The organism is Chitinophaga lutea (assembly GCF_003813775.1).
Lineage (GTDB): Bacteria > Bacteroidota > Bacteroidia > Chitinophagales > Chitinophagaceae > Chitinophaga > Chitinophaga lutea.
Map to the genome: position 1 here is coordinate 64,600 of NZ_RPDH01000003.1, position 15,372 is coordinate 79,971.

Genomic DNA, 15,372 nt, shown 5'->3' on the forward strand with positions numbered 1-15,372 from the left:
CGCACCCGGTTGGCATGGAGAATCAATTGATGCACGTGACGGTTTCCCGGGCAGTTACTGAATCCCGGTAATTTTTGACCACACCATGTTTGGTGGCTCAGGCATGCCTGTGCCCTGGTGAAACGCCAGCTTTTGTGAAATCCTTTCCTTTTTAGCAATTGGTTGCAGTGTACTATACATGGCTGTTCTCCAGCCAGCTCTTGAAGTCCGTCACTTGGTTGCAGTATACTATACATGGCTGTTCTCCAGCCAGCTCTTGAAGTCCGTCACCCTTTCCCGTGAAATAATTACATCCTCTTCTATAGCGGGTTGCAGTTGGAGGATCAGCCGGCTGTTGTAATAGGCGGTGATCTTTTTGATGGCGTCGATGTGGATGATGAATTGCCGGTTGATGCGGAAAAACACGTGTTTGTCGAGCAGCTTCTCCACCTGGTCGAGCGAATAGTCCAGCGGCATGCGCTGCCCCTGGAAAGTGGTGGCCCAGGTGGCCCCCTTGGCGAACTGGAGGTAGGCGATCTCTTTCGCTTTTACGTAAATCAGCTGGTTGTTGAGGCGGCCGATGAACCGGGTATGATCGCGGCGCATAAAGGCCTCGGCGATCTGCGAGAGGTCGAGGTTGTATTGCGGCGCAGGTTTGAACTGCTCGTATTTTTTCAGCGCCTTGCTGAGGTCTTTGAAGTCGATCGGCTTCATCAGATAGTCGATACTGTTGACTTTGAACGCCTGCAGCGCAAAGCCGTCGTATGCGGTGGTGAAGATGATGGGCGTGTGCACCTCTTTCTGGCTGAACAGTTCAAAGCAGTTGCCGTCAGATAACTGGATGTCCATCAGCATGAGGTCCACCGGCTGCTGCTGTTCCATCCAGGCCAGCCCCTGCGCCACCGATTCGATGATGGCGGCAACGGTGATGCCGGCATCGTATTTCTGGAGCAGCTGGATAAGCCGCTCCGCATTGTGCATCTCGTCTTCAAAAATGACCACTCTCATAATGTGTAAATAACAGGTACTTTAACAATAAAGAAATCTCCTTCGTGCGCCACGTCGATCCCCTTTCCCATCGTCAGCTCGTAACGTTTGCGGATATTCTCCAGCCCGATGCCGCTGGAAGGGCTTTCGGGCAGGGCGCGCATGTTCACCTTATTGCTCACCACCAGGAAGTTGTCTTCGCTCTTCAGCGTGATCAGTAACGGGTCGTTGCCGGAGAAGCGGTTGTGTTTGATGGCGTTCTCCACCAGCAGCTGCAATGTGGCGGGCGGTATCATGCCTTTCTGCACCACCTTGTCGTCGAGCTCCGCCGTAAACCGGATACTGTCGCGGTGGCGGATGCGGATCAGGAAAAGATATGATTCGAGGAAGTCGAGCTCCGTCTGGATGGGCACGAGGTTTTCGAATTTTTTATCGAGTATGTAACGGTAGGTTTTGGCGAGTTGGGTGATGTAATCAGCCGCCACGTCCGGGTTTTTATACACCAGGTTGGTGAGCACGCTGAGGGAATTAAAAAAGAAATGCGGATCGATCTGGTTGCGGAGCGCGTCGTACTTGGCCTGTATGTTCTCGCGCATCAGCCGTTCCGTCTGCAGCTGGTACTCCTTCCAGCCTTTGTAATAATAGATGATGCCGTTGAACGTGAGCAGCAGCAGGTAAAACATGAATGTGCCGAAGTTCAGGTCGTAGGCAAAGGAAGACGCGCTTTCCCAGGCTTCGTAGCGGTGGAAGAGCAGCACATCGGTGCCGGCGTACAGAAAGCTGAACAGTACCGATACGAGCAGGCCGTACAGGAGCAGCGCGACGCCCAGCGCCACGATGCGGGCGGGCGACTGCCGGTCGGCCACTTTCTTTTCCATCAGCCGGGCGATGAAAGTGGCGCCTTCCCAGGCCAGCAGGCCGTAGAGCACGTAAAAAACGCTGAACACCTGGCCTCGCAGGTTGAGGATGCCGATGTCGTGCGTAAAAGTGAGATCGAACGATTTGAAAATGGTGCTGAAAATGTACAGGATGAGCGCCCGGGTCAGGTATTTGAACACGCCGCTAGAAAATAATCTTTCATTCTTTTGGAAATCCATTTCGCTCGTTTGGTTACCGGATTAAATGTAGGCATTTTCCTCGAACCAGCTGAGCGCGTCGGCGATGGCGGTTTCGATGGGAGCGTAGCGGATTTGCAGCTCGCGTTCCGACTTTTTGCCCGTGTAATAGTTTTGCAGGCACAGTAAAAACGCCGCCGAATAATTGAGCTTCTGCGTGGTGCCGGTGATTTTGCCGGCAATGGTGCCGATCACGCCGCCCACTTTGAGGAGCAACGGGGGAATCCTGATCATCAGCGCCGGTTTGCGCGTACGGGCGTACAGCATATTAAAAAACTCCCGGTAGCTCAGGTTGGCGCCGGCCAACAGGTAACATTCCCCCGGTTTGCCCATCTCTATGGCATTCAAAATGCCCTGGCAGACATCGTGAATATGCACGAAGTTTTTACCCCCCGGCGGGTAAAACAATACTTTTTTCCCAAGGCCGTACAGCAGCAGCTTCCCGGAGCTGGGTTTGCTGTCGTTCGGCCCGATCATGAACGTGGGGTTCACCACCACCGCATTCAGCCGCCGCCGCTCCACCTGCTCGAGCACATACTGCTGCGCGAGGTATTTGCTGTTGATATAGCCGGAGTTGGCGTTGAACAGCGTAAAGCCGTTCAGTTCGCTGCCGGGCTGCTCTTTGCTGCCGGGCCCGATGGTGTTGGCGGTGCTCACATAGATCAGTTTCTCCACCTTCTGCCGCAGGCAGGCTTCCACCACATACTGGGTGCCGATATAATTGATCTGTTCGTATTCTTCGAATGAAATGGCCCACTGCTCCGTGATGCAGGCCGCATGGATCACGATGTTGCAGCCTTCCATGGCATGCAGCACATCTTCCACCCGGTCTATGCGGCCGAAAAATATCTCGCAGGGAATGTCTGCAATGCTCTTTAAGTCGGCAGAGGGGCGCACCATGGCTTTTACGTCGTATCCCAGCCGGTAGAGCTCCCGGGTAAGATTGGCGCCCAGAAACCCGTTGGCGCCGGTCACTAAAACTTTATGCATATTGAATCTCCTTTTTTACTTCCCGCGATACGATGCGCGATTTCCATTCCACCGGCAGCACGCTCATCAGCAGGTGATTGACGCGGTTCATGAAACCGGGTATGATGGTGGGCTGGCCGGCCAGCGTTTTGCGCATGGCCAGCCGGGCGATGGCGGTGGCGGACAGCAGGCCCATCTTTCCTTTGAAACCCTGCCCGATAATGCGGCGGGAGGTATGGGAATTGGTCATCATGGGGCCGGGATACACCACGCTCACAGACAGCCCGGTACCGGAAAATTCCTCCTTCAGGCCCAGCGAAAACGAAGAGATGAACGCCTTCGAGGCGGGGTACACCGTTTTGAATGCGATGGGCGTGAAGGCCGCCATGCTCGAAATGTTCATGATATAACTCTTTTCGTTCTTCAGCAGGTGCGGTATCAGCAGGCGCGTCACCAGCACGGTGCCGCGCACGTTGAGCTGGATGATCTGGTCTATTTTCTCCACCGTCGTTTCCGCCATATGCGAAGTGCCGCCCATGCCGGCGTTGTTGATGAGGAAACTGACGTTGTAATGTCCGGTGATGTGGGCGAGATGCCGGTGCAGGGCATCCCGGTCGGTGAGGTCGAACTCAAACACCTGCACGTCCACCCCGTATTGCAGGGCGATGCTTTGGCCGAGCGATACGGTGTTGGAGCCGGGCAGGGCGATCAGGATGATATGCATGCCCCTCGACGCGCATTCGATGGCGAACGCTTTGCCCAGTCCTGAACTGGCCCCGGTGATCATTGTATATTGTTTGCTGTTCATGGCGTTGTTCGATATGGATACAAAAATGAAGGCATTTATCCGCCCCGCCGCCAATTTTCCAATGAGCTGTTGAGTTGGGCCCATGAATTGTAAAAAGGGGCGTCCGGCGGAAACGAACAGGCGGTGTACTGAAACCGAACAGTTGTATTATTTTATTAATGTGTAATTTATTATTTTGGAGCCGCCCCTTACTCTGGCATTTTGTTGGCAGCGGGAAAACACATGATCAGGAACTATCTTAAAATCGCCTGGAGGAATCTCCTCAAAAATAAAACGTTCTCGCTGATTAACATCACGGGATTATCGGTAGGGATGGCTGTGGCCCTGTTGATCGGTTTGTGGATCAGGGATGAAGTGACGTTCAACAGGAATCATGAAAGCTATGACCGTGTCGCGATTGTGATGCAGCATCAGACTTTCAACGGGGTCAAGACCACCCAGGCCGCGTTGCCGTATCTGACGGCCACGGCCATGCGCGAAGACTTCGGCGCGGATTTCAAATATATCGCCGAGGGGTCGTGGGACGAAGATCATGTGCTCAGCGTGAACAATAATGCGGTCATCAAACACGGCAGTTTCAACGGCCCGCAATTCCCGGAAATATTGACGCTCAAAATGCTGAAAGGCACGCGCGACGGGTTGAAGGAGCCTTATTCCATCATGCTGTCGGCCTCCGCTGCCGGGGCGTTGTTCGGAGAGGTGGATCCGCTTGATAAAATCGTGCGGATGGATGAGGAACTGGATGTGAAAGTGACGGGTGTGTATGAAGACCTGCCGTATAACTCCGAATTCCGCAACCGGGATTTTATTGCGCCATGGAAATTGTTCCTGATCACGCAGCCCTGGATCGAAACGCTGGAAAACCCCTGGCGTTCCAATTTCAGTATGGTGTATGCGCGCCTCGCTGATCATGCCGACCTGGGCATGGTGTCTGCCAAGATGAAAGACCTGAAGTTGAAACGGGTGCGCCCGGAACAGAAGGTTTTCCAGCCGGAAGTATTCCTGCATCCGATGTCTTCCTGGCATTTGCACGCGGAGTGGAAAGACGGGAATAACGTGGGCGGCAGGATACAGTTCGTATGGCTGTTCGGTATCATCGGCGTATTCGTCCTCCTGCTGGCCTGCATCAACTTTATGAACCTGAGCACCGCGCGTTCCGAAAAGCGGGCGAAAGAAGTAGGCATCCGCAAGGCGGTGGGCTCCATACGCGGGCAGCTGGTAGCGCAGTTTTTCAGCGAATCCCTGCTGCTTGCCGCCATCGGTCTGATAGTGGCGGCCGTATTGGTGCAGCTCGTTTTGCCGGTGTTCAATGATGTGGCGGACAAACGGGTGGGCATTCCCTATGACAGCGTGGCCTTCTGGCTGGCCGTGACCGGTTTTACGGTCTTTACCGGCCTGATAGCCGGCAGTTATCCTGCCTTGTACCTGTCTTCCTTCCAACCGGTGAAAGTGCTGAAAGGCACCTTCCGCGCCGGCCGCTTTGCCGCCATGCCGCGCAAGGTACTGGTGGTGGTGCAGTTCGCCGTATCTGTCGTATTGATTATCGGCACGGTGGTGGTATTCCTGCAGATCAGGCACGCCAAAAGCCGGCCCGTTGCGTATAGCCGTGAAGGATTGGTGACCCTGAAGCTCAATACGGCCGAAGCCAGGAAAAACGTGAAAGCCATGCGGAGCGAAATGGAAGCCTCCGGCGCTGTAGCCGCCACCGGTTGCGCCAGCTCCTTTGTTACCGATCTGAACATCATCAACAACGGTTATACCTGGAAGAACATGGAGCCGGGCAAAACGGGCAACTTCGGGGCCGTGACCATCACCCATGATTACGGTAAGACCATTGGCTGGCAGATCGTGGCCGGCCGCGATTTTTCGGCAGCGTTCAACGACTCCGCTTCCATGGTAGTGAACGAGTCGGCCGCCAAATTCATGAACATCGGCAATCCCGTAGGTGAAACCATGCGGATCAATGGCGAGCCGTTTACGATCATCGGGGTGGTCAGGGACATGGTGATGGAATCGCCCTACGAGCCGGCGTTCCGTACCGCTTTTACCCTGAAGGGAAATGAGACCAGCCTGCTCAGCGTGCGCATCAACCCGGCCCGCAGCACGGCCGATGCGCTCTCGCAAATCGAAAGCATTTATAAAAAATTCGTTCCCTCCGGCGCTCCTTTCTCCTATGAGTTCGCCGACGAGGCGTACGCCAAAAAATTCGAAGCCGAACAGCGCATCGGCCGGCTTTCCAGCTTCTTCGCCATTCTGGCCGTTTTCATCAGCAGCCTGGGGCTCTTCGGCATGGCTTCCTTCATGGCGGAACAACGGGTGAAGGAAATCGGTGTGCGCAAGGTACTGGGGGCTTCGGTGTTCAATCTCTGGAGACTCATGTCGAAAGACTTCGTGATACTGGTGGCCATCGCACTGGTGATTGCCGTGCCGCTGGCATGGTATTTCATGAGCGGCTGGCTGGAGCGGTATCAATACCGCACCAACATCTCCTGGTGGCTGATCGCGATCATCTGTTTCGGCACATTGGCCATTACCCTGCTCACCGTCAGCTACCAGAGTATCAAGGCCGCTACCGCCAACCCTGTGAAGAGTTTGCGGTCTGAGTAAGTCGCTACCCGGATTTGGCATATTGGCTATCGTCCTGTTCACCGTCGGATACCAGCGTATCAAGGCAGCTGTGATCAATCCCGTCGAAAGTCTGCGGTCGGAGTAAAGCGTTCGCGGTTCTGGCTGATTTTTTGCTGCTAGGCTGATGAATGAGCGGCTCCGGATTCAGCACACAACTGTCACACGCAAAGGGCATCGGCAACGCCATATGGGCCGCGGTGATCATCATCACCGCGCTGCGCCTCGCGTTCATCTGGCAAATGGGCCTGATGCCGCAGGATGCGTATTACCACCTCTACGGGGAATATCCCGCGCTATCCTACTTCGATCATCCTTCCGCCATCGCCTGGGTGCTGCAGGCAGCCACCTCCATATTCGGCAAAAAAGTATTCGCCATCAAACTGGCGGACACCGTCGTGACCCTGGGCACGTTGCTGGTGTTTTACCGCCTTTCGCTGCATGTCCTCAGTCGCGCCGGGAGCCGGAACGCCTTGCTGCTCCTGTACTCCACGCTGATGGTGACCATCCTCTCCCTCGTATCTACGCCCGATACGCCGCTGCTCCTGTTCTGGGCGCTGTCGTTATTGTGTCTCTATCGCGCCATATTCCTGGAGCGGAAATGGTATTGGCTGTGGACGGGCATCGCCATGGGGCTGGCGTTTAACAGCAAATACACGGCCCTGTTCCTGCCGTTCGGGATGATGTTGTACCTCGTGCTCAGCCGCCCGCACCGCCCGCTGCTGCTCTCACCGTGGCCCTGGTTGAGCCTGTGCGGCTTCGGGGTGGTGAGTTTGCCTGTGGTGATCTGGAATGTGCAGCATGGTTTCGCGTCGTTCCGTTTCCAGTCGTCGGCCCGCGTGAGCAGCGGCCTGCAGCTGAACCCGCTCGACGTGCTGGGCGTTATCGGTCACCAGGCGGCCATCCTGATGCCGGTGCTGTTGTTCGCCCTGGTCTATTTTATTTACCGGATGGTCCGCAAATACCGCTGGCATATCGGGCGCCTCCCTTCACCGCAGCTGTTCCTCCTGTGTTTTTTCCTGCCCGTGTTTCTCGGCTTTTTTATCATCTCCCCGGTATACTGGGTGAAGTTGAACTGGATGATGCCGGCCTACGTCAGCGGTATTATCTGGGTGGCGGTATGGTTCCGTGAAAAATATCTCCGCTGGCAATGGATCTGCTCGCTGGTGGTGCACCTTGCGCTGGCGGTGGAGATCATCTGGTACCCGGTGCCGGTCAATTCCGATGACGTATGGGTAGGGTGGGACGGCCTCGCTGTGCAGGCCGGAACACTGGAACGGCAATATCCCGGCGACTTCATCTTTTCCGCGGACGATTATAAAACGAGCGCGGTACTGACTTTTTACCTCGACAGCCTTGTGTATTCCCGCAATGTGCTGGGCATGCCCGCCTTGCAGTTCGATTATATCCGGGAAGATGTGCAGGCCCTTGCCGGGCGCAACGCGATTTTTATCAATTCCGTGCCGGACAATACCGGTTTTAAAGACGAGCAGGCGTTTACGGAGGTGCTGCGGCGGTATTTTTCCACCGTGTCATCGCTGCCGCCTATCGTCATCAGGAAAGGCGACCGGGTGCTGCGCACTTTCCTCGTGTACCGGTGCACGGATTACCGGCCGCCCGTGAAACAAAAAATCCCTTTTCAATAATTTTATTACATTGGGCGGTAATTCAACCAGCATACAGCATCCGCGTTCCAGGCATGTACGACCGTTCACACACCGACATAGCGTTATTTCAGTTGATTGCTGAAGGCGACGAAACCGCTTTCCGCGAGCTGTTCCACGCGTACGTGCCGCAGTTGCAGCCGCTGGTGATGCACCTCACCAAAACCGCTTCCGTTACCGAAGACATCATCCAGGAAACGTTCCTGCGCGTGTGGCTGAGCCGCGACAAACTGGCCGCCATCGAAAATCCCCGCTCCTGGCTGCTGCGCATCGTTTTTTACCAGTCGTTCACCTGGCTGCGCCGCCAGGCCGTGCATCAAAAGGCGATGGGCGCCATGGCGCAGGGGCACGACGATGCCGCCATGCGAAGCAGCACTGAAGAGGCCGTAGCCTACGCCGCCGTAGTGCGGCTGGTGGGAGAGGCGGTACAGCAGTTGCCCGCGCAGGCCAAACGGATTTATCTCCTCAGCCGCGAAAGCGGCCTCCGCATCCCGGAAATCGCGGAACAGCTGGGCCTTTCCCCCAACACCGTCAAAAACTCCCTGGTGCGTTCCCTGCAGGCCATCCGCCGGCATATCGAAGCGGGCGGGCACTGGCTGCCGGTAGCACTGTTATGGCTGATACCGGGTGTTTTGGGAGGGTAGGAGGTAGTTGTGTATTTCGTTCAGGCGGTAAAGCGACCCGCATCTGTTGTATTCAGCCGTAGTAATCATCGCTTTGGACGGGCGAAGGGCTGCAATTGGCTGGCTGTTTTCTCCCGGGGCGAATGCCATTGCGGCTACCAGGCACGGCCATGGTTTCTTTTTTGTGGGACTCGCTAAATTAAAACGCCTCCTCCGGGCCGCCATTTCCTTCCCCCGTAATTTTTTTTTCAGACCAATGGGTCCTAAATATCCGGTAACGCGTCTGTTTATCTGAAAGCGCCACGTAAAACTGAAAAACGATACGAATTGACTACCCAAGAACGTTTAGCCATCCTTCTGAAGAAGGCTGCAGACGCCACGGCCACGGTGGAAGAACTGCAGGAACTCGCCGGTCTGGCGGAGCACGACCCGTCCGGGCAACACGCCCTCGACATGGAAGCGCTCCTGCGGAAAGAGGCGAAATCCGCACCGGCATACGATCATGCGCACTGGAACAGGCTGGCTGACAACATCCTGCAGGCAGACCGCCCGCAGCCGGCCAAAGTAATACCCTGGCGCCGCCGCGCATGGGCCGCCGCGGTTATATTGCTGGTCGCCTCTTCGGCCGCTTTCTGGCTGCTGCGCCGCCCCGCTCCCGTAAAAGAAACCACCCTGGCGGCACAACCCGTAAAAGATATCGCCCCCGGCGGTAACCGCGCCGTGCTCACGCTCGGAGACGGCACCGAAATTTCGCTCGACAGCGCGGGTAACGGCATGCTCGCCCAACAGGGCCATACCAGAGTGATCAAATCCGGCAACGGCCAGATACAATATGAAGCGCCTCAAAACGGCGGCCAGCCCGTATTCAATAAAATCGCCACGCCCCGGGGCGGGCAATACACCATCACCCTCCCGGACGGCAGCCGCGTTTGGCTCAACGCCTCCAGCAGCCTGCGTTATCCCGCCGCATTCAACGGCAGCGCCAGAACGGTGGAGCTTACCGGCGAAGCATATTTTGAAGTGGCGAAGCAGGCGGGGCAACCGTTTGTGGTGAAAGTAGACGAGATGGAAGTAAAAGTGCTCGGCACGCATTTTAACATCATGGCGTACACCGACGAAGCCGTCGTGAAAACCACCCTGCTCGAAGGGGCGGTGGAAGTGAAAAAAAGCGGCGTGGCGAAGAAGCTGAAACCCGGCCAGGGCACCAGCCTGCACCGCAGCAGCGGTCTGCTGGAAGTATTGCCTGAAGTCAATACCGAAGAAGCGGTGGCCTGGAAAAACGGGTACATCCAGTTCGAAGGCAACGACATCCGCTCCGCCATGCGCCAGGTTGCGCGCTGGTACGATGTGGAAGTGATCTATAAAGGCAATGTGCCCGCGCACTTCAGAGGTATCATCCCACGGAATGTGCCCGTATCGCAGGTATTAAAAATGCTGGAACTGACAGGAGAAGTGCATTTCGAGATAGGCAACAAACAGATTATTGTATCACCATAAAACAACGATCAACCAATTACCGACGTTATGAGTCCCTGATCTATGATACCGTGATGGCCCAAATAAAAGCCGGAAGCGTTCGCACCGCTCCCGGCGGGTTTTGGGTGCATCAAGCAACAATCGTTTCGCAATTATTATTTAATTACCCATAACCGTACAAATGTATGCTTTTTTCCCAAAGCAGGCCCCGGTATGCCCGGCGGCGAACAAGGATTCCGCGATTATCAGCAAAAACGTTACTGATCATGAAATTGATAGTGCTTTTGATGACCACCGCCTTACTGGAGGTACATGCGGCAGGATTCGCACAGACGGTGTCGATTTCCGCCCGCAGCACTTCTCTGGAAAAGGTATTTAAAGAGATCAGAAAACAGACCGGCTATACCTTCCTGTATACGGACGAGCAACTGTTCCACGCCCGCGCGTTCAGCCTCGAACTGAAAAACGTGCCGCTGCGCCAGGCGCTCGACCAGTGTTTCGAAAACCAGCCGCTGCACTATACCATCGAAGATAAAACCATCGTGGTGAAGCGCAAGCCCGCCACCTCCAATACCGCCGCCGCAACAGCGGATGTGGTGGTGAAGGGAAAGATCACCGACGATAAAGGACAACCGGTGCCCGGCGTCACCATCCAGGTGAAAGGCACGGCGCGCGGGGTAACGAGCAATGGAAACGGCGAGTACAGCATTGAAGTACCGGGGCCGGATGCGGTGCTGATCGTCTCTTCCATCGGCTTCAACCGCAAGGAAGTACCGGTGAGCGGCAATGCCACCCTCAACATCACCCTCGAAACCTCGGCCTCGAAAATGGCGGAACTGGTGGTGATCGGTTACGGTGAACAAAAGAAAGCCTCCCTCACCAGTTCCATTTCCTCACTCTCCGCCAAAGACTTTGAAGCGCAGCCGGTGAACCGCCTCGACCAGGTGTTGCAGGGCCGCGTGACCGGCGTACAGGTGACCAACTCGGCAGGCTCGCCGGGCGGCGCCGTGCGCATCCGCATCCGCGGGGCCAACTCCATCAACGGCGACAACGGACCGCTCTACGTAGTGGACGGATTCATCGGCGCGGAGTTTTTCTCCATCAACCCGGACGATATCGAATCGATACAGGTGCTCAAAGACGCCGCCGCCACCGCTATCTATGGTAGCAGAGGCTCCAACGGCGTCATCCTCGTGACCACCAAAAAAGGCAACAAAGGCGGCCTCAAAGTGAACTTCACCAGCCGCCTCTCCTCCTCGCAGGTCATCAAAAAAATGGACCTGCTCAACGCAGCGGAATTCGCCACCACCGTGAACGAACGCGCCACGGCCATCGGCACCACCAAACCGTTTACGGACGCACAGATCGACGGCTTCCGCAAAAACGGGGGCACCGACTGGCAGGATGAGATTTTCCGCAACGCACTCGGCCAGGAATACATGCTGAGCCTCGCAGGCGGCAACGACAAAAGCGGGTATTTCATTTCCGGCAACTATCTGAACCAGGACGGTGTGATCAATAATTCTTCCTACAAACGTTACACCATCCGCTCCAACATCAACTCCAGGCTGACGGATAAAATTTCTACGTTCCTCAATATCACCGGCTCCTACAGCACGGCGCAGAATGTGGACATCCCGGCAGACGGGCCCCACAGCCCGCTCGCACAGGCCACCACCTGGTCGCCCACCGTGCCGGTGCGCAAGGCGGATGGTACTTATACGGCCGCAGACCCTGTGGGCTCCGTGTTCTTTAACCCGGTGGCATTGACGACGGAACAGCTGGCGGTAAGGGAACGCATGCTGGCCAACCTCATCGGCGGTTTCAAATTCGATGACATCGCGGTGCCGGGCCTTTCGCTGAATATCCAGTACGGCGCGAATTATCTCGAGTACCAGGACAAATCATTCGCCGGCAAAGTGATCAACTCCGGCACCACTACCGCCTCCCTGCGCACCAACAAGGAGATCAGGCTGCAGAACACGAACACCATCAACTATAAAAAAATATTCAACGGCCACAGCCTCGATGTAACGGGTGTGATGGAATACCAGCAGTCGACTTACAACTACATGTCCGCCGGCGCTTCCAACCTCACTTATGAATCGTTCCACTGGAACAACCTCGGGCTGGGCACACCCGGCAGTCCCGGTTCCGGCTATTCGAAATGGGCGCTCTTTTCGCTCGTGGGCCGTGTGAACTATGGCTACAAAGACCGTTACCTGGTGTCGGCCGCCCTGCGCCGCGACGGTTCTTCCAAATTCGAAGAGAACAACAAATTCAGCTATTTTCCCTCGTTCTCCGCGGGCTGGGTGATCAGCCAGGAGCCTTTCATGCAGGACCAGCAGCTGTTCAGCAACCTGAAACTGCGCGGCAGCTGGGGCTTTACCGGCAGCGAGGCAGTGGGGCCGTATGCTACGTTCTCCGCTTATTCCAACCGCATTGCATCGTTTACCAATTCCACTTTCCAGAACGGCATCATTCTCGGTGTGATCGGCAACCCCGACCTGAAATGGGAAACCACCGAACAGCAGAACGTAGGTGTTGATGCGTCGCTGCTCCGCGGCCGCATCAACATCAGCGCGGACTATTTCGTGAAAAATACCCGCGATCTGTTGCTCAACGAAAACCTGCCGATCTATCTCGGCGGCAACGTGATCACCCGCAACATCGGCGCCGTGCAGAACAAGGGCTGGGAGTTTGCGGTGGACGGTGATGTGCTCGCCGGCAGCGATGTTACCTGGAACACCGGCGTGAACGTATCGTTCGTGAAAAACAACGTGCAGAACACCGGCTCCAAATCCATCATCTTCGACCCCAACAACCGCCGCATCGGTGGCGGTATGTCGCCGCAATCCGAATTTGTGGTGATGGCCGGCCAGCCTTTGGGCGCCATCTGGGGCCTGCAATACCAGGGCACCTGGAAGCCGGGTGAAGAATCACTGGCGGCCAAGTTCGGCGCCAAACCGGGCGATGCGCGCTACCGCGACGTGAAGGAAGACGGCGTGATCGACGCGGGCGATTATGCCGTGATCGGCACGGGCATCCCGAGGACCACCCTCGGCTGGAACAACACCATCAACTACAAGGCATTTTCGCTGAACATTTTCTTCCAGGGCATGTTCGGGTTCGACAAGCTGAACTACAACAACGCCGCGGCGATGTACCTCGGCGGCGACGCCCGTGAAGCCACGCTGCGCGACATTCTCGACCGTTACATCCCGGGCAGGAACGAAACGTCCAACATTCCTGCATTCAGCACCACCAATAAAAACTTCACGCAGTCGACCCGCTTCCTCGAAAAAGGCGATTTCGTGCGGCTGAAGAACATCAGCCTCAGTTATACGCTGCCCAAATCCGTGTTGAAATATGCGGGGTTGAAGGTGTTCGTGAGCGCCACCAACATCCTCACTTTCACCGATTATTCCGGCATCGATCCCGAGGCCAGTTCTTCTTCCGGCGATTTCAGGCAGGGGATAGACTATGGCTCGTACCCGAATGCGAAAACCATTACCGGAGGGCTGACGCTTAATTTCTAATCATTGATCCATCACGGCAGGAGGGCGTACGGCTAGAGCCCTCCTCCGCAAAACATACACAGATGAAAAAGATATATTTCTTCGCACTCATCGCAGCATTGGCAGGTTGCAGCAAAGCATTGGAAGAACAGCCCCGCGGGCTGGTGGTAGGCAGCGAGGGCCTGAGCAGCCAGGCCGGCCTCGAAGCGGCCCTCACCGGCGCATACGGCAGTCTCCTGGTTCCCTGGGAAAGCGGTTTCACCACCGTGTCGCAGATCGCCATGAGCATGGGAGCAGACGACCTCACCACGCATCCGGGCTCCAACAAGGAAGAGTTCCGGGAGTTCGACCGTTTTAACGTATCGTCGCTCAACAGCCGCATGACGCCCATCTGGCGCGGCTGTTACAAAGTGATCCAGTCCACCAACAACATCATCAACAACTACGGTTCCGTAAAAGACGGCACGGAAGCCACCGTGCGCGCCATCGTAGGAGAGGCGTATTTCCTGCGCGCACTGAGCTACTACTGGCTCACACGCTACTGGGGCGCGGTGCCGCTGGTGTTGTCTGAAAAATTCACGTCAGACCAGCTGAGCATGCAGAAAAGCCAGCCGGCGGATATCTACAAACAGATCGAAGCGGACCTGCTGAAAGCGGAAGAGTGGGTGCCCAATGCCAAACGTGATCCGGGAAGGCCGAACAAAGGCTCCGTGAAAGCGCTGCTGGCGGATGTGTACCTCACCGAAGCCGGATGGCCGCTGAAAGACCAGAGCAAATACGCGCTGGCGGCGGCGAAGGCGAAAGAAGTGATCGACGGTAAAGCCGCTTACGGGTTCGATCTCTACCAGGCCGGTTTCCTGAAAATATTCGCGGGCGGTACGGTGGAAGATGTGTTCACGCTGTTCACCCGCGGCCAGTGGTCTACTTACAACTCCTTCTACGGCCTGTCCACCATGCCGGAAGATGAAGGCGGCTGGTCCGACTTTTTTCCCGAGCTTAACTTCTTCAATAATTTCCCCGCAGGCAGCCGGAAAGACGCTACTTTCTCTACTTCCTTCGTGGTGAACAACGTCACTATCCCCTGGCAGAATGTTACAACAAAACACCCTTACTACAAAAAGTTCACCATCCAGAGCGGCAAGAAAGACACCTATATGTCGAACAACCCGGTGGTGATGATCCGCTACGCGCATGTGCTGCTGATCTATGCCGAAGCGCAGGCCAGATCGGCCGCCGCGCCTTCTCCTGAAGCCTATGCCGCCGTGAACGCCGTGCGCCAGCGCGCGGGCCTGGGCAACCTGGCCGGCGGCCTCGGCAGTGCAGCCTTTGCGGATGCCGTGGTGCAGGAAAGGGCCTGGGAATTCGCGGGCGAATGGAGCCGCTGGTTCGACCTGGTGCGCCTCGAACAGGTGGAAGCGGCCAATGCCTCCAAAGACCCCGGCGACCTCGTGCCCGGCCCGATCACCAAAGCCAAATACTGGCTGCCCATCCCCGGTGCGGATGCGCAGATGAATCCGAATCTCTGATAGTTTCCACGATACAATTCCACATGAAACCGGGCATGAGCAATGTCCCTGACAGGGGAAGTCCGTCATGCCCGGTCGCATC

The 15,372-nt window shown here is 56.2% G+C and carries 10 protein-coding genes; 6 read left to right on the forward strand and 4 right to left on the reverse strand.

What is annotated here, in order from left to right; all coding sequences use genetic code 11:
- Positions 1 to 228: 228 nt before the first annotated feature.
- Genes EGT74_RS23390 through EGT74_RS23405 form a run of 4 tightly spaced genes read right to left on the reverse strand, consistent with a single transcriptional unit; the run spans position 229 to position 3,858 of the window.
- On the reverse strand, positions 229 to 987 hold the full coding sequence (locus tag EGT74_RS23390; protein ID WP_123849042.1) for a LytR/AlgR family response regulator transcription factor: 759 nt from the start codon (positions 985 to 987) through the stop codon (positions 229 to 231).
- Positions 984 to 2,063 carry a sensor histidine kinase gene (locus EGT74_RS23395; RefSeq protein WP_123849043.1) on the reverse strand — a complete coding sequence of 360 codons (1,080 nt, stop codon included), beginning with the start codon at positions 2,061 to 2,063 and terminating at the stop codon, positions 984 to 986. The genes EGT74_RS23390 and EGT74_RS23395 overlap by 4 nt, the downstream gene beginning before the upstream one ends.
- Positions 2,064 to 2,084: 21 nt before the next feature.
- A complete protein-coding gene (locus EGT74_RS23400) occupies positions 2,085 to 3,071 on the reverse strand; it encodes an NAD-dependent epimerase/dehydratase family protein (protein ID WP_123849044.1) in 987 nt (328 codons plus the stop codon).
- Entirely contained in the window at positions 3,064 to 3,858 is a 795-nt protein-coding gene (locus tag EGT74_RS23405) for an SDR family NAD(P)-dependent oxidoreductase (protein WP_123849045.1), read from the reverse strand. Before EGT74_RS23405 ends, EGT74_RS23400 begins: the two co-directional genes overlap by 8 nt.
- A gap of 222 nt (positions 3,859 to 4,080) precedes the next feature.
- Between EGT74_RS23405 and EGT74_RS23410 the strand changes: the two genes are divergently transcribed.
- The 6 genes from EGT74_RS23410 (at position 4,081) to EGT74_RS23435 (ending at position 15,290) form a co-directional block, all read left to right on the forward strand.
- A complete protein-coding gene (locus EGT74_RS23410) occupies positions 4,081 to 6,465 on the forward strand; it encodes an ABC transporter permease (protein WP_123849046.1) in 2,385 nt (794 codons plus the stop codon).
- A gap of 149 nt (positions 6,466 to 6,614) precedes the next feature.
- A complete protein-coding gene (locus EGT74_RS23415) occupies positions 6,615 to 8,129 on the forward strand; it encodes a glycosyltransferase family 39 protein (RefSeq protein ID WP_123849047.1) in 1,515 nt (504 codons plus the stop codon).
- A gap of 53 nt (positions 8,130 to 8,182) precedes the next feature.
- On the forward strand, positions 8,183 to 8,791 hold the full coding sequence (locus EGT74_RS23420) for an RNA polymerase sigma factor (RefSeq protein WP_123849048.1): 609 nt from the start codon (positions 8,183 to 8,185) through the stop codon (positions 8,789 to 8,791).
- Between the two features lie 306 nt (positions 8,792 to 9,097).
- A complete protein-coding gene (locus EGT74_RS23425; protein ID WP_123849049.1) occupies positions 9,098 to 10,267 on the forward strand; it encodes a FecR family protein in 1,170 nt (389 codons plus the stop codon).
- Between the two features lie 245 nt (positions 10,268 to 10,512).
- Entirely contained in the window at positions 10,513 to 13,785 is a 3,273-nt protein-coding gene (locus tag EGT74_RS23430; protein ID WP_158618277.1) for a TonB-dependent receptor, read from the forward strand.
- Between the two features lie 62 nt (positions 13,786 to 13,847).
- On the forward strand, positions 13,848 to 15,290 hold the full coding sequence (locus EGT74_RS23435) for a RagB/SusD family nutrient uptake outer membrane protein (RefSeq protein ID WP_123849051.1): 1,443 nt from the start codon (positions 13,848 to 13,850) through the stop codon (positions 15,288 to 15,290).
- Positions 15,291 to 15,372: the final 82 nt, after the last annotated feature.